The following is a 15,762-nucleotide window of genomic DNA, read 5'->3' as shown; positions in this document are numbered from 1 at the left end:
AATTTTAAAAAATCATTGAAATGAAAAAAATAAGGTGATATAATCACATATAATATATGTTTTATCAACATATAAAGTTCAAAGAAGGAGGCGTGCAAACAGTTAGAAAATATTTATAAATTCATACAAAAACCTTATAATTTTTATAACATCACGTTATGATTATTATGAGGTGATGGAAATGAAGTATTATAGTATAGGTGAATTTGCTAAGTTGATAGGAAAAACAGAGCAAACAAAGCTAAGAAAATGATTAAGGTGCTGGTAGAAGATGATTAAGACTTATAAAGTTAAGCTTTTACCTAACAATAAACAACGAACAAAGCTATTCGAGTGTGCAGGTGTGGCAAGATGGACATATAACTTTGCGTTAGCAACACAGCAAGAAAATTATAAAAATGGTGGTAAATTTTTAAATGATGGTGAGATTAGAAAAAGATTAACAGAGTTAAAAAAACAAAAAGAATACTCATGGCTTAATGACTATTCAAATAATATAACAAAACAAGCTATAAAAGATGTCTGTATTGCATATAAAAATTTCTTTGAAGGTAGAGCAAACTTTCCTAAGTTTAAGTCAAAGAAAAAAAGTAAGCCAAGTTTTTATGTAGATACAGAAAAAATTAAAATAACTGATACTCATGTAAAATTAGAAAAACTAACTAACAGCAAAAAGAAAAACAAACAAAAGTTTAACTGGATTAAACTTGCTGAAAAAGGCAGAATACCAATTGGAGAAAAAATAAAATATTCTAATCCGAGAATAGTATTTGATGGACTCAATTGGTACTTGACAATAGGAGTAGAAGAAGCTGAAATAAAAAATCAAGACTATACCGAAGGTATAGGAATAGATTTAGGAGTAAAGGATTTAGCTACAATAAGTACAGGACAAAAGTATAAAAACATAAATAAAACAAGTAAAATTAAAAAACTTGAGAAAAGACAAAAAAGATTACAAAAAAAGCTATCTAAAAAATATGAATTAAACAAAATTCAAACAGAAGGAGGTGAATATCGTTACAGAAAAACTAACAATATAAAAAAGTTAGAATTCCTTGTTTTAAAAATGAGAAGAAGGCTTAAAAACATAAGGCACGATTATATTCATCAGATAACTACATCTTTGGTGAAAGCCAAGCCAGAGTATGTAGTTATGGAAAACTTAAATACTTGTGGGATGCTGAAAAATAAAAGATTATCAAAATCAATACAAGAGCAGCTATTTTACGAATTTAAAAGACAAATGGAATATAAATGTGCCTTAAATGATATTAAATTTATACTTGCAGATACATTCTATCCTTCATCTAAAACTTGTAGCAGATGTGGTGCTTTAAAAAACAAACTTTCTTTATCAGAAAGAACATTTATATGTGATGAATGTGGGCACGAGATAGATAGAGACTTAAATGCAAGTATAAACCTAAAAAATTATGGTAAATCAATAGCATAGCATCTAAAGCAGTTATTGATATGTACCGATTCGTTAGTCGGGAATTTAAGCCTTCGGAGTGTTAAATAAACAGGAGTAGATTTTTCGAAACTGGACACAATGAACAAGGAAGGAAACATAAACTTTTATAAGGTTTGATAAGAACTTTATAAAGTTTTATAAGTTTTCTGTAACGGGATATTATGGGAGAAAAAAGAGAGAACTGGGGATCGAAGATAGGTCTTATACTTGCTATGGCAGGTAATGCTATAGGACTTGGAAACTTCTGGAGATTCCCTTACCAAGCAGCTAGCAACGGTGGAGGAGCTTTCATGATTCCTTACTTTGCAGCACTTATCATGCTAGGACTTCCGCTTATGCTGGTTGAATGGAATTTAGGTAGATATGGTGGAAAGTATGGCCATGGAACTTTAGGGCCTATGGTGTATCTTCAAGCTAGAGAAGGTACAAAACCTAGAAAAGCAGCAGTTATAGGAGCACTTGCTGGGATGCTTGCTTTTGGAGTAACATTACTTGTTAACTCATATTACAACCACATCATTGGATGGACACTTGGATACAGCTTTTTATCATTAACTGGTGGATATATGGATAGTGCTAAATCTACAGGAGAAATATTTGTAGGATATATCCAAAATCCAGCTATGGTATTTACTTTCTGGATTATAGCTCTTTTAGGGCTTGCACTTGCAGTTATGAGAGGTGTTCAAAAAGGAATTGAAGCTTGGGCAAAACTTATGATGCCAGTACTTTATGTATTTGGAATTATTCTAGCTATTAGATCATTAACTTTAGGAAGCCCAGTAAATCCTGATTGGTCATCTCTTAAAGGATTAAACTTTGTATGGAATCCAGACTTTAGCAAATTAAACTGGACAGCAGCTTTAGCAGCAGCAGGTCAAATATTCTTTACATTATCACTTGGAATGGGTATTATATGTAACTATGCTTCATACCTAAAACCAGAAGATGATGTTGTAGTTTCATCAATTGCTACTATATCTTTAAACGAATTTGCTGAAATAGTTCTTGGAAGTACTATAGTCATCCCTATAGCTTATGCCTTCTTAGGACCAGATGGAGTAGGTGCAGGAGTAGGTCTTTCATTTATAGCACTTCCGAATGTATTTAGAGCAATGGCTGGTGGACAATTATTTGGATCACTTTGGTTCTTACTTTTATTCTTTGCAGGATTCACTTCAGCTATAGCAATGTATAACTATCTAACAGCTTTAGTTGAAGAAGACTTAGGAATAGAAAGAAAGAAAGCTTCTTGGATTATATTTATAGCATACATTATAGTAGGTCTTCCAGTTGGTCTTGAGCCAATACTTACAAAAACAGCAGAACTTGTTTATTTAACTGAAGTAGACAACTGGGTAGGAAGTTATTTACTGCTAGTTTTAGGACTTATAGAAATAATAGTTGCAGCATTCTTGATGGGAGATAGATCTTTAGTTGAAATAAATAAAGGTGGAATATGGCAAGTTCCAACTTGGTTCTTCAATACATTTGTAAAAGGTATAGCTCCTTTAGCATTAGTTATAGTGTTAATATTCTCTACAAAAACATACATGGAAGCTGGATACTTTAATATAGTTCCATCATTTGTTGAAGGAATGCCACAGCTTGTACCTTGGGTTCAAGCAGCTAGATTAGTTATAGCTTTAGTGCTTGTTGCAGGATTTATACAATCATACACATCTATTAAAAACAAATACAAAGATGAGCTCTCCCAAAATAAAATTATAACAAGAGTGGAGGGATAGACTATGACAAGTCAAGCTTTAGGATTTTTAGTAACTGTATGGGTTATAATATTTGCTGTTGCAGGTATTAGTATAAATGCTTTAATAAAAGGAGAACAAGAAAAAAATAAATAAAAAAATCCCACCATATTTGGTGGGGTTTTTGTTACAATATACTAAGGGGGTGGGTATTATGAAAACAGTAGAGATACTACAAGTTTTAAATGAACTAAAAGGAAAAATAGAAACGACAACCTTAATAGAGGGAAGAAGAAAAGAAAAATACCTAAAAGATATTTCAAACTTATATTTAGAATATGAACAAATAGAAATTGACGAAAGCCTAAAACAAATTTATACCTCTTTAGTAAAAAAAGGAAAAGAGCTTAAAGGTGAGTTTAAAATCGACGCAGATGTAAAAGCACTATACTCAAAAATAGAGTATTATATAAGATATCTAAAAGCAGCAAAAGCTGACTTTAAAGGACAAACAAGCTATCTAAATAAATATATAAAATCATTTATATTTACATCTATACTTTTTATGGCATTATCTCCCCAATATTTTGGGTTTATACTACCAGCAGTATTCTTCGTTCCTATATTCTTAGGATTAAGAGGAGTTAAGAGTAGATCAAAGCAAGGATTTAATTTAAGTTTAGCTGTTATTCCTGTTGCACTTATGACTTCATTTATATGGATAAGATATGGACTATATGCTATGACTAATTACCAAAAAGCTATAATGGATGTAGTTAGTGATACAGGCAGATCAATTTCAGTTGCAAAAGCACTAGTTACAGTTCCACCAATACTTGCTATGATTCTTTTAGGATTTGCACTACTTCAAGCGTACAGAGGATATAAAAGTAAAGATTTATTTGTATAGGGGCCTTTATAGGCTCTTTGTTTTTTGGTAATATAATTAAGTTAAATCAAGCAAAGGAGAGATATTATGCTAAAAGAAGGAAAAGAGTATATAGTGGATATAGTAGATATAGGACATAAAGGAGAAGCTATAGGAAAATACGAAGGATTTACCGTATTTGTAGACGGTGGCCTTGTAAAAGACAAAGTAAAGGTAAAAATAACAAAATCTAAAAAAAACTATGCCCAAGGTCAAATACTAGAATTTATAGAAAAATCTCCATATAGAGTAAAATCGCCTTGTGAAGAATCAGTCTATTGCGGAGGCTGTCAAGTTCTTCACTTAGATTACAAAAAACAATTAGAAATAAAAACTAATATGGTAAAAGAAACACTAAAAAGAATAGGAAAACTTGAAAATATAAAAGTATATGACGCTTTAGGAATGGATAGTCCATATAGATATAGAAATAAAGCCCAGTTTCCTATAGGATATAAAAACAATGAAGTAGTAATGGGCTTTTATAAAAAAATGACTCATGAAATAATACCATCAGATAAATGCCTTATACAGCATGAAATAAACGATAAAATAATGAATATAGTAAAAGAATATATAAAAAAATTTAATATAAGTATATATGATGAAAAAAATCACAAAGGCATCTTAAGACACTTAGTTACAAAAGTAGGCTTTAAAACAAAAGAAGTTATGGTAATTTTAGTTGCAAATTCAGATAAATTACCTCATAGCGATAAATTAATAGATTTACTAAAAGAAAATATAGAGGGCTTTAAAACACTAGTGTTAAATATAAACAAAGATAAAACAAATGTAATACTTGGAAAAGAAAACAAAGTGCTTTACGGAGATGGAAAAATACAAGACTATATAGGAAACTTAAAATTTAATATATCGCCTTTATCTTTTTTTCAAGTAAATCCTGCTCAAACTGAAGTTTTATACAATAAGGCGCTTGAGTATGCAAATTTAACAGGGAATGAAAATGTATTTGATATATACTGTGGTATAGGAACTATATCACTATTTTTAGCACAAAAGGCTAAGAGGGTGTATGCAGTAGAAATAGTAGATCAAGCGATAGAAGATGCTAAGATAAATGCTAAGCTAAACAATATAGATAATGTAGAGTTTTTCGTTGGAAAAGCAGAAGATGTAGTTCCATCTCTTTACAAAGAAGGAAAAGTAGCAGATGTTGTAGTCGTAGATCCACCTAGAAAGGGCTGCGATGAGAAAGTTTTAAACACTATTGTAAATATGAATCCTAAAAGGATTGTATATGTTTCTTGCAATCCTTCAACCCTAGCAAGAGATCTAGCATATTTAGATATGAATGGATACAAAACGCTTAAAGTTCAACCAGTTGATATGTTCCCTCACACAATGCATATAGAAAGTGTTGCGTTAATAGAAAAAAATTAAAAAATTTTTTTTAAAAAAGTATAAAGTTTTTTAAAAAACTTTCGATATATATGTTGAACATAAAACAAAATGTTTTTGGCCAAAAACAAATTATAAAAAGTGGACAAGGAAGTTCACTAAAAAATAAAGGGAGGTATATAAAATGAGAATTAACAACAACTTAATGGCAATGAATGCACACAGAAATTTAGGAATAACTAACTCTGGAGCTGCTAAATCAATGGAGAAATTATCTTCAGGATTTAGAATCAACAGAGCAGGAGATGACGCAGCAGGTCTTGCTATCTCTGAAAAAATGAGAGGACAAATTAGAGGATTAAATCAAGCTTCTAGAAATGCTCAAGATGGTATTTCTTTAATTCAAACAGCAGAAGGAGCACTTCAAGAAGTTCATGCTATGGCACAAAGGATGAGAGAGTTAGCTGTTCAAGCAAATAATGATACTAATACTAATGATGACTTAGCTGAAATTCAAAAAGAGATAGATCAGTTAAAAGAAGAAATTACACGTGTTGGAAATAAAACTGAATTTAATACAAAGACTCTTCTAAACGGATCATTAGGTGTTCAAGCGCAAAATGGAACTGCTACAATTGCTAATCTGACAGCTAAAGGGATTTCTTTAGATGTAAGCGGGGTTAAGTCAGGAGCAACATTAACCTTTGCATTAGGTACGACTGCTGATCCAAAATTTATTTCAGTTTCTGATGGAACAGTTACTCAACAAATCAACATTGACCCACAAGATATTAAAGCAGGAGCCACTTTAAATTTTGATAAAATTGGATTAAAGATGTCTTTTGCGGCAGATGTGGATTTGACAGATTACACTGGTTCGGGGATAAGTTTAGATCAGCAAACTATAACGACAACAGGTGATCAAATTAAATTCCAGATTGGTGCTAATGGAGATACTGTATTAAATATAAGTATTAGTGATATGAGAGCATCTGCACTTGGTAAGGGTGCTTCCGGCTTTGTTAATAGCTTAAATGATGTTAATGTAACAAATGCTGGACAAGGATTTGATGAAAATATCAAAGTTATAGATCAAGCAATAAAAGAAATATCTGCTCAAAGATCACAGCTTGGAGCATGGCAAAACAGGTTAGAGCACACTATCAAAAACCTAGACACATCTTCTGAAAACCTACAAGCTGCTGAATCTAGAATCAGAGACGTAGATATGGCGAAAGAAATGATGGAGTTTAGCAAAAACAACATCCTTCAACAAGCTGCTCAAGCAATGCTTGCACAAGCTAACCAAGCTCCTCAAGGAGTACTTCAGTTATTAAGATAATAAAGTTAATTAGGAGTCAGGGGATATATATCCTCTGGCTTTTTTAGAATAAGTATAAAGCAAAAAATATTGGCTCTTTGTCAATAGTTGGGGTAGGGTTGACATCAATCCTACTCCATTACTATATTTGAACCTATTTTAATATAGCCATAGAGTTTTGCATGTTTTTGGGTACACTAAATAAACCTAACTAAAATGTAGGAATTTTATGGTATTTAATTAGTACAGTGAATAATTCTATTTCGGAATCTATGGAAATTCTTAATTCCAAAGGAAACACGTTTTAATACCTTAATCTTGTTATTAAATCCTTCAGTGGGGCCATTTGTATAACCATATTTAAAGGCATTTCTTATTTCATTAACCCATCTTCTATATGTAGCTGCACATTTTTCAAACTCTTCTATTTTAGAGCTTTCTGCATTTTTAATCCAATTGATTAAAGCATCACTTTGATAAGAATAATTATTACTTTGACATATCTCATAAAACCATTCTTTTAACTTATGCGCAACGCGCAGGTCATCGTTATACAATAGCATTAAGTCAACTGCTTTTTTGTTTTCATCTTGAAGTTTATGATAACGGGTAAGTATAAGTTTTCTACTTCGTTTGTAATATTTTCTAAGATTAAGTGGCATATTTTTTTGTATACGCTTTCTAACATTTTCAATAGCCCAAGTGACTTGTCTAATAAAATGATATTTATCAATAATAATTTTAGCATTAGGAAAATAAATTTTTGCTAGATCAGTATATGGTTGCCACATATCACAAACAAAAAATTGAACATTACATCTTTCTTTACGGGAAAATTTGTTAAAGTAACTTATAAGATGATTTTGAGACCTATCCGCAAGGATATCTAATACCTTATTTTTCTCGCCATCAACAAGTATACATTGATACCTTCCGGTTTCAGCATTACCCTTAAACTCATCAATGCAAAGAACTTTTGGAAGAGTAGGTATACTGTAATTAACATAGTTAAAGATACGAGTAACCGTAGAAACAGATACATTAGCAGATTTAGCTATTGAAGTCATACTAGTAACTTTAGTAAGTTCATTGCAAATAAGCGCTTAGTCATGCGGTTATAACGGGGAAGAAAGTCGTAATGCTCATAAAATCTTTTACCACATGAACATACATATCGCCTTTTTCGTAGCACAAGGAATACATGTTTAAACTGCAACGGCAAATCCTTAATTAATTGATTTCTATAATCATGAACCCTAGAAGTTAAGCAGCCGCAGGCAGGGCAAGTATGTTCACGTGGATTGGTTTTTATATATATTTTTATAAAAGAATCCTCATGAGAAATTTTATTTATTTTTACGCCTTGTAAATTTAGTAATTTATTGATAAAATTAGAGTGCACTTGTGAATAAATCTCCTTTCTATGTTTTTTTTTAAGGTCAATTAACATTTTAGCAGATTTATTTCACAAGTGCTTTTATTATGCCAAAAAATAAATGTTGAAGCACAATATTTCATGCCCCCCAACATTTATTATAGAACCAAAATATTTATTATAGTATGAGAGGTTGATTAAAATGAGATGGGATTCCTCAGATGAACAATATTATAGAATTATAGAAATGGTAAGATAATATAATCTTGATACTATAAATGAAAATGCACCTAAGCGAGCAGGTGTGTATGTATTTGTTAATTCTGACTTACAAGTAAAATATGTAGGTAAAGCAGGAGCGGGAAGATTAAAAGATGAAATTTAAAATGCACTATCAAGAGATAAGAGCAAAAGAGCTACAAAATTTGGATGGTTCAGAACTAATTCTGATGATAAAGCACAGTCTTTAGAGAGAGATTGGATTGATAAATATAACCCTCCAAACAATTTAAGATAGTCATAAATTATAGAGGCATTAACTTATAACTATAGAGGAGTGAGGGAAATATTTTCTCTAACTCTTTGTTAAAATGGGGAGGAGCAAAATGAAGGGTGAAGTTTGTGTAGGAGCTTCTATTATTGTTACACAGATGTCTAGTGAAATGTTTAATGATGCTTTATTTTACAAAGAGCAGGCTCAGGCAACAGATGATATATTTTAAAAATGGAGATTTTATAGATCAGCTTTAATTAACTACTGCATTTCAGTAGAAGCTTGGATAAATAAATTAATAACAATTGAGTTAGAAAAAAAGAATAAAGATGGATATCAGGATGAAACTGAAGCTAGCGCAAATGAATATAAAATATTATATAAGGTATTGAGCGAAGAGGATTCTTCAACATATGGTATTAATTTAACTAATTCTAAAAAGTTGAAAAAGTATTTGCCTCATTTATATGAATTTAAAATCATGCCAAATTCAGCTTTGGAAAAAGCAATAGATGAATATATTAGCATTACCAAATATAGAAATAAAATAATTCATTATTCGAAAGGAAATTATAAGAAGGTTTATAATACAGAGGATTTAAAAAAATGTATTGATGATGCACCAGATAAGATAGAAGAACTTTTTAATCAAATATATAGTTCTTCAGAAAAATTTAAAAATGTTGGGTATCCTAATTGGTTTAGAGATAGAGACTATAAAAATATATAGCGTTACTAGTGTCTCAAAAGGACGGAAAAAATTACAAAGTCAAACCCCTAAACCAACCAAGGATATGATTTTTGTGGCTGGTGGAATTGAGCCTCTTAACAATAATAATAAAGGAGTCAAGGGAGGTATCCTCCGGCTAATTTAATATTTGAAAGATAGGTGTTAAGATGAGAACGATTATATCTTTTATTGATAAGCATGAAACACTAATGGGCTCAATTATAGGGGCATTAATAGCTGCATTCTTTGGTATATTAGCACAAGTATGGTTAGATAAAAAAGAGAAAAAGCAGAAGCTAAAAATATTACTGAATTAGTAAAGTATGAAATGGATTTGAATTACCAATTAGCAAAACAAATGGCAATTACAAAAGAAGGTGTATATGAATTTAAAACAGAGTATTATGACAGATTTCTAGATAAAATAATGCTAATAGATAATGAAGATATAAAAAATAGGATATTAGATATTTATATTGGATTAAAATTATATAATAATGGTGTCAATTCTCAATATGACTTGATTATTAAAAAAATTAGAGAATTAAATAATATTGCTAAATGGGGATTAAAAATAGAAACTGAAGAAGAATTAGACATAAAAATTTCGATATATAATGAGAAAAAAATAAGGGAGAAATAAAAGAATTTGAATTAGCTAATTATCAATCTAAAAATAAAAGAGGATACTATGGAATAATATGTACTATTGATAATCTTAGTAAGAAAATAGAAGCAATTTTAAAAGATAAAAATTAATCAAATTAATAAAAATATCAAAACTTTGCAAAATATAATTAAGAGGGTGTTATGATATGAAATATAGGATAAAAGATGTTACTAATCGAAATAATACTGATTTAAGAAATCATTCTCAAAATATAGAACTTGGAGTACAAGCTATTTTTCCTAATGCTTATGTTAACGTTTATCAATATTATTTTGAGATAATAAATTTATCAAGCATACCATCAGACAGTCAATTAAGAAAAATGGGTCAAGAAATTGTAAAAAAAGATTCTTATTTACGTTCATTAGCCAAACAATATAACTATACTAGATCGGATGGGACACCAGGTAAAAGTGTACAGTTATTTGAAAAATTTGATTAATAGGGATAATAACTGAAATAAGACAAAATATTCTTGTTGTTTGATGAAGACCAGGGAATATATTCAACAAAATATGTTACTGGATAAAAAATATTTTTTATAGGTATTTAATTAAATTTAAACGTTATGAATGTATAAACAAGACATATTGTAAATTCCAAAAGATTTTAAAAGTTTTTTAGAAATGGGAATACTTGAAGAAATAAAAGAATTGCAAAAACAAGGTAAATTAAAATAATGGTTTACAGTGAAAGAATTAAAGCGTTATACAAATAATCCAGAAGCTAATAATCTTTCAAATTATGCCTTAGATAATTTAGGTTCTAGTAATCGTAATAAAAAGGTATTAAATAGACGAATCAATGATGATGGAAAATACGAGTATTCGTTTATTGGATCTTATAAAAGTAACAATTGAAGAGTATATAAAAAGTTTAAATTCATATAAAATAAGATGAAAGCAGGTGACATATGTTAAATCAAGAAGTAATAAAACAAACTCTAGACCTTCTAGAAACTATGGAAGAAGGAATGGACTATGTAAAAGCTAAACTAGGAGAGCTTAATATAGAAGCAACAGTAACAGTACTTACAGACCTAATTGAAGCCTTTACAGAAATAGAAAAAAGTATATCACCAATTATAAAAAATCTATCAGAAAAAGAAGATAAGCTAAGAAAAGCTTTTGATATAATAGTAAAAGAATATGAAATTTCTAAAGGACAAAAGGCTTATGAAATAATGCAGTTTACTTTAGAACCAGCATTTAAGAATTGGAAACAGGAAATAGAAAACACTCTAAAACCATATATTTTATCCTAGAATAAAGGAATTTAGCATTATATGTAGAAAAATAAATAGTCAAGAAAATACACAAGGAGTTGTTTCTATGCTTAAAAAAATAATAATGATACTACTCATATCAGTCCTAGTAGTAGGCTGCAGCGCTAATAAAGAAACTGAAAAACAAAAAATAAAAGTTGCTGCCTTAAAAGGCCCTACGGGAATGGGTATGGTACAGCTAATGGAAAAAAATGAAAACAATCAAACAAAATTAGACTACGAAATGTTTATGATATAATAAGTCCGTTTGTTACAGTAATAAAATCTACTCCTGTTTTGTCTTTTATAATTATTGCTCTTATTTGGTTTAAATCTTCTAATGTTCCAATTTTTATTTGTTTTTTAATGTGTTTTCCTATAATATGGACAAATGTTGTAACAGGAGTTAAAAATGTAGATAAAAAGCTTTTACAAATGGCTAAGGTATATAAAGTTAAGAATACAGTTATTCTAAAGAGAATATATTTACCATCAATTACTCCATATGTATCAGCAGCTTTTATAACATCTTTAGGGTTAGGCTGGAAGGTAAGTGTAGCGGCAGAAGTATTAAGTCATCCTAAAAATGTGCGTATATTTTTCAAGAAGAAAGGCTACTACTCTTAAAAGGGATACCACTAACAATAAAAGATCAGATATATAGAAATACTCCTAAGGGCAAAGAGAGAAAAAAAGAGGAGAAACCTCTCCTCTTTTAATCACTCATGATGATGATGAGCATCTTCTTTTGTTTCGTGAACAGTGCCAAATGGATGTTCAGGAGGGGCATATATGACATATACTTTAAGAGGTTTATTTCCTATATTAATTACATTGTGCCATTTGCCAGCAGGTATCATTATTGCAAAGTCTTCATAAACTCTTTCTTCAAAATCTAGATCATCTTCAGTATCTCCCATTAAAACTAAAGCTTCACCTTCTTCTATTCTTATAAACTGATCTCCATCTTCATGAACTTCTAATCCTATATCATCTCCTGGCTCTATACTCATAACGGTAACTTGTAAATACTCTCCTGTCCAAAGAGCAGTTCTAAAAGTTTCATTTTGTTTAGTAGCTTTTTCTATATTGACAACAAACGGCTCAGGGCCATAATCTTTTAGTTTTATGCTGTTATTATTATAGTGATAAGGATACATTCTATAAAAGTTATATGGATTATACATAAAATAATAGTAATATGGATATTTATACATATACCTCATTCCTTTCATTGTTCTCTAAAACTACTATATGAAATATATAAAATTTTGTGATTATCTTCACGGAAAAAAGGTCCTTATTGTGATAAATTAAAATAAAAAGGAGTGAGAAAAAAATGAACAAAGTTCTTCAGTATATAGAAAATTACGGATTTAAGATACATAAATTAAAAGATGAGTCTATACACGGCTATCACTGTATAAATAACCTATCAAATAGTGAATTTATATTAGTCTGTGTAGGAGATGATTTAAAGATAAAGCAACTAGATGACTTATCAAATAAGGTTGTGTATCTAATATGTTTGAATGATAATATCGATAAAGTTATAGATATAGTAGAAAGTGACAAACACCAAGATAAAACTTTCCTAATATATGATGAACAAGATGAAATTGAGTTTTTCTTGAAAGATCTTTGGAATGTTATAGTAGATCTAAATAAATAATCTGTTAAACCATTAACTACAACAGATTATTCTTATGCACTATAAAGAATATTTATTATTTAACAATGCTTTTTTGTTATAAAATTATATAAGTATACATCTATAATTTAGGGAAGGATGATTGGTGTGAATAAAGTAACTTTTAGTGAAGGAGTTATAAAAAACGCTCAGAAGATAGTAGATGAATGTATGGGGCTTGAAGATGCATATTGTCAAAGCAGATGTCCAATGAGTACAGATGTAAAAAAGTATGTTAATTTAATTGCACAAAAAAAATATGATGAAGCGATAAAAGTAATTAGAGAAAAACTATTTTTACCTAATACATTAGGTAGAATTTGTGCTCATCCGTGCGAGAAAGATTGTAGAAGAGGAGTAGAATTTAACCAGCCAATTGCTATAGCTGCCCTAAAAAGATTTGCAGCAGAAAAGGCAGATAATGAGTCTATTTGGGATATAAAAACAGCAGATCCAACTGGAAAAAAAGTTGCAATAGTTGGAGCAGGTCCAGCAGGGGCTCAAGCTGCAATAGATCTTAGAAAAAAAGGTCACTCTGTAACTATATTTGATAAGTTAAATGTAGTTGGTGGAATGATGAGAGTAGGTATTCCAGAATACAGGTTACCTAGACATATTATAGATCATGAATATAGCTATTTAAATAAGCTTGGTGTTGAATTTAAACTTGGAGTTGAAGTAGGAAAAGATATAACTTTTAAAGAATTAACAGAAAAATTTGATGCAGTATTACTTGCTCATGGAGCACACAAAGGAAACATAATACCTATTCCAGGTCATAAGGCTGAAGGGGTATACTCTGCAGTTGAATATCTAAAAGAAATAAGTTTAACTAGAAAGTTTGATAGAGCAGGAAAAAGAATTATGGTAATCGGTGGTGGAGACGTTGCTATGGACTGTGCACGTTCTTCATGGAGAATAGGTGCTAGTGAAGTTTATCAATGTTCATTAGAAGATTTTGATAACCTACCTGCATCAAAAGAAGAAATACATGAATCATTAGAAGAAGGCGTTGTTTTCAATGCTGGTTGGGGACCAATTGAGATTATAGAAAAGGACGGAAAAGTTGCAGGTATTAAGATTCAAAAAGTAAAATCTATATTTGATAAAGAAGGAAGATTCAACCCTCAATATGAAGGAGAACCTAAAGTTATAGAAGTGGATACTGTAATTATGGCAACTGGTCAGTTAGTAGAAGATATTACAGATGGTGCTTTAGTTCAAACAAGAGGTGGAAGATACGAAGTAGATAAAGATACACTTGCAACAAAAATAGAAAATGTATTCGTGGCAGGAGATGCAGCAGGTGGTGCCATTGTTATCGAAGCTATGGCTTTAGGAAGAAAAGCTGCTATAAGTATAGATAGATATCTTAATAACATAGACTTAAAAGCTGATAGAGACTTTAAATATGAATGGGCATATGAAACAAAATTAGAAATACCTTTACCAGAAGGAACTGAAGATAAGCAAAGACTACACACTAATATGAGACCAGCACAAGAACGTAAGAAGGATTTTGAGCAGTGCGACCTTGGTTTTACAGAAGATCAAGCAATCGAAGAAGCGTCTCGTTGTTTAAAATGTGAGTGTAAGCTTTGTATGAGAGAATGTGTTATGATGAATGAATTTGGAAGCTGTCCAAAGGAAATTTTAGAAGGATTAGCTAAAGAAGGTAAAATGGAAGCTTTATTAGCATATTCATGTAATGGATGTGACAACTGTACAATTGTATGTCCACATAAACTTCCTATGAAAGATATATTTATAGGTTCAAGAAAAGACTTTGTTAAAGCAAACGATGGTGAGTCACCAATGAAAGGTCACAAAGCTATAAAAATGCATCAGTTACTAGGATTTTCTAAACTGTTTACTACTAAAGTGCTAGGAGGTAAAAAATAATGAGCATAAAAATAGATAAAAATAAACGTTATGGATTTATGCCTGGATGTAGTTTACCATCTTATAGTCCAGAAGCTGTTGTAAAAACTATAGAATATTTAAGCTCTGTATTTCCTAAATTTTCAGCAGTTCAAAAATGCTGCGGAAAACCAACAAAAGCAGTTGGACAATATGAGCTTTTTAAAGAAAGATTTGCTGATCTTCAAAAAGATATGGATGATGTAAAAATTGAAGAAATGATAGTAGCTTGTCAAAGTTGTAAATTAACTTTCGATGAGGCAAGTCCAACTCCAACGCACTCACTTTGGGAGATACTACCTATTATAGGTCTTCCTAAAGAATTAAAAAATAAAGCAAAAGATAGCGATGTAGTGTTTACTATACACGATTCTTGTTCAACTCGTCATTTAAAAGAGCTTCAAGATGGAGTTAGATGGATATTAGACGAATTAGGATATAAATATATAGAATCTAAGTATTCAAGAGAAAATACAAGATGCTGTGGTTTTGGAGGAATGGTAGTTCCAGCAAATCCTCAAGTAGCTGAGAAAGTTATGAAACGTCGTGTAGAAACTTTAGATAGTGAGTATGTAGTTGTTTATTGTTCGGCTTGTAGATCTTCTATTCTTAAAGGTGGATCAAAAGCTTGGCATATTCTAGATTTAATTTGGGGACCAGTAGTATACTCAAAAGATGCTCCACCAGAAGATGTACTATCATCTCCTGTTAAATCTTGGATTAACCGTTACAAATCTAAAGTAGGAATTAAAAAAGCACTTAAATAAGGCCTGATTTTTATCAGGTCTTATTTTTTTCTAGAATACAGCTTCAAAAGTAAAAAAAG

General features: G+C 30.4%; 18 protein-coding genes. 15 read left to right on the top strand and 3 right to left on the bottom strand.

Annotated features, from left to right (window positions below; all coding sequences use genetic code 11):
* The first annotated feature begins 271 nt into the window (after positions 1 to 271).
* The 5 genes from JWYL7_RS07695 (at position 272) to JWYL7_RS07675 (ending at position 6,815) form a co-directional block, all read left to right on the top strand.
* Complete coding sequence (locus tag JWYL7_RS07695; RefSeq protein WP_066071332.1) at positions 272 to 1,456, top strand: RNA-guided endonuclease InsQ/TnpB family protein; 1,185 nt, start codon at positions 272 to 274, stop codon at positions 1,454 to 1,456.
* A 182-nt stretch (positions 1,457 to 1,638) separates the two neighbouring features.
* On the top strand, positions 1,639 to 3,225 hold the full coding sequence (locus JWYL7_RS07690) for a sodium:neurotransmitter symporter family protein (protein WP_066071329.1): 1,587 nt from the start codon (positions 1,639 to 1,641) through the stop codon (positions 3,223 to 3,225).
* 172 nt (positions 3,226 to 3,397) lie between these two features.
* A complete protein-coding gene (locus JWYL7_RS07685) occupies positions 3,398 to 4,093 on the top strand; it encodes a hypothetical protein (protein WP_066071326.1) in 696 nt (231 codons plus the stop codon).
* A gap of 66 nt (positions 4,094 to 4,159) precedes the next feature.
* The gene (gene rlmD / locus JWYL7_RS07680; RefSeq protein ID WP_066071323.1) at positions 4,160 to 5,515 is read left to right on the top strand and encodes a 23S rRNA (uracil(1939)-C(5))-methyltransferase RlmD; all 1,356 of its coding nucleotides are present in this window, start codon (positions 4,160 to 4,162) and stop codon (positions 5,513 to 5,515) included.
* A gap of 142 nt (positions 5,516 to 5,657) precedes the next feature.
* Positions 5,658 to 6,815, top strand: coding sequence for a flagellin N-terminal helical domain-containing protein (locus JWYL7_RS07675; RefSeq protein WP_066071320.1), 1,158 nt, complete (start codon positions 5,658 to 5,660; stop codon positions 6,813 to 6,815).
* A 215-nt stretch (positions 6,816 to 7,030) separates the two neighbouring features.
* Here the strand turns inward: JWYL7_RS07675 and JWYL7_RS07670 are convergent, their stop codons facing one another.
* Positions 7,031 to 7,861 carry an ISL3 family transposase gene (locus tag JWYL7_RS07670; protein WP_331722124.1) on the bottom strand — a complete coding sequence of 277 codons (831 nt, stop codon included), beginning with the start codon at positions 7,859 to 7,861 and terminating at the stop codon, positions 7,031 to 7,033.
* Positions 7,858 to 8,244, bottom strand: a complete 387-nt coding sequence (locus JWYL7_RS10805; RefSeq protein WP_331722123.1) for a transposase family protein — start codon at positions 8,242 to 8,244, stop codon at positions 7,858 to 7,860. Before JWYL7_RS10805 ends, JWYL7_RS07670 begins: the two co-directional genes overlap by 4 nt.
* A gap of 806 nt (positions 8,245 to 9,050) precedes the next feature.
* Between JWYL7_RS10805 and JWYL7_RS07665 the strand changes: the two genes are divergently transcribed.
* From JWYL7_RS07665 to JWYL7_RS07640, 7 genes are all read left to right on the top strand, one after another.
* Entirely contained in the window at positions 9,051 to 9,392 is a 342-nt protein-coding gene (locus JWYL7_RS07665) for a hypothetical protein (RefSeq protein WP_149683684.1), read from the top strand.
* A 167-nt stretch (positions 9,393 to 9,559) separates the two neighbouring features.
* Complete coding sequence (locus tag JWYL7_RS10585; RefSeq protein ID WP_161937493.1) at positions 9,560 to 9,709, top strand: hypothetical protein; 150 nt, start codon at positions 9,560 to 9,562, stop codon at positions 9,707 to 9,709.
* A gap of 11 nt (positions 9,710 to 9,720) precedes the next feature.
* Positions 9,721 to 10,035 carry a hypothetical protein gene (locus tag JWYL7_RS07660; protein ID WP_066071315.1) on the top strand — a complete coding sequence of 105 codons (315 nt, stop codon included), beginning with the start codon at positions 9,721 to 9,723 and terminating at the stop codon, positions 10,033 to 10,035.
* A gap of 172 nt (positions 10,036 to 10,207) precedes the next feature.
* A complete protein-coding gene (locus tag JWYL7_RS07655; RefSeq protein WP_066071312.1) occupies positions 10,208 to 10,504 on the top strand; it encodes a hypothetical protein in 297 nt (98 codons plus the stop codon).
* A gap of 471 nt (positions 10,505 to 10,975) precedes the next feature.
* Positions 10,976 to 11,326, top strand: coding sequence for a DUF8042 domain-containing protein (locus tag JWYL7_RS07650; protein ID WP_066071310.1), 351 nt, complete (start codon positions 10,976 to 10,978; stop codon positions 11,324 to 11,326).
* A gap of 67 nt (positions 11,327 to 11,393) precedes the next feature.
* The gene (locus JWYL7_RS07645) at positions 11,394 to 11,585 is read left to right on the top strand and encodes a hypothetical protein (RefSeq protein WP_066071307.1); all 192 of its coding nucleotides are present in this window, start codon (positions 11,394 to 11,396) and stop codon (positions 11,583 to 11,585) included.
* A gap of 38 nt (positions 11,586 to 11,623) precedes the next feature.
* Complete coding sequence (locus tag JWYL7_RS07640) at positions 11,624 to 11,953, top strand: ABC transporter permease (protein ID WP_072280206.1); 330 nt, start codon at positions 11,624 to 11,626, stop codon at positions 11,951 to 11,953.
* Positions 11,954 to 12,045: 92 nt separating this feature from the next.
* Here the strand turns inward: JWYL7_RS07640 and JWYL7_RS07635 are convergent, their stop codons facing one another.
* Positions 12,046 to 12,543 (bottom strand): cupin domain-containing protein, encoded by a 498-nt coding sequence (locus tag JWYL7_RS07635; RefSeq protein ID WP_066071301.1) that lies wholly within the window; start codon positions 12,541 to 12,543, stop codon positions 12,046 to 12,048.
* A 122-nt stretch (positions 12,544 to 12,665) separates the two neighbouring features.
* On the opposite strand from JWYL7_RS07635, the gene JWYL7_RS07630 reads away from it, so the two are divergent.
* The 3 genes from JWYL7_RS07630 (at position 12,666) to JWYL7_RS07620 (ending at position 15,703) form a co-directional block, all read left to right on the top strand.
* Positions 12,666 to 12,998 carry a hypothetical protein gene (locus JWYL7_RS07630; protein ID WP_066071298.1) on the top strand — a complete coding sequence of 111 codons (333 nt, stop codon included), beginning with the start codon at positions 12,666 to 12,668 and terminating at the stop codon, positions 12,996 to 12,998.
* 126 nt (positions 12,999 to 13,124) lie between these two features.
* Positions 13,125 to 14,918 carry an FAD-dependent oxidoreductase gene (locus tag JWYL7_RS07625; RefSeq protein WP_066071295.1) on the top strand — a complete coding sequence of 598 codons (1,794 nt, stop codon included), beginning with the start codon at positions 13,125 to 13,127 and terminating at the stop codon, positions 14,916 to 14,918.
* Complete coding sequence (locus tag JWYL7_RS07620) at positions 14,918 to 15,703, top strand: heterodisulfide reductase-related iron-sulfur binding cluster (protein WP_066071291.1); 786 nt, start codon at positions 14,918 to 14,920, stop codon at positions 15,701 to 15,703. Before JWYL7_RS07625 ends, JWYL7_RS07620 begins: the two co-directional genes overlap by 1 nt.
* Positions 15,704 to 15,762 lie beyond the last annotated feature (59 nt).

Source organism: Alkalithermobacter thermoalcaliphilus JW-YL-7 = DSM 7308, from assembly GCA_001584565.1.
GTDB lineage: Bacteria > Bacillota > Clostridia > Peptostreptococcales > Peptostreptococcaceae > Alkalithermobacter > Alkalithermobacter thermoalcaliphilus.
This window is presented reverse-complemented; position numbering and strand designations above follow the sequence as displayed.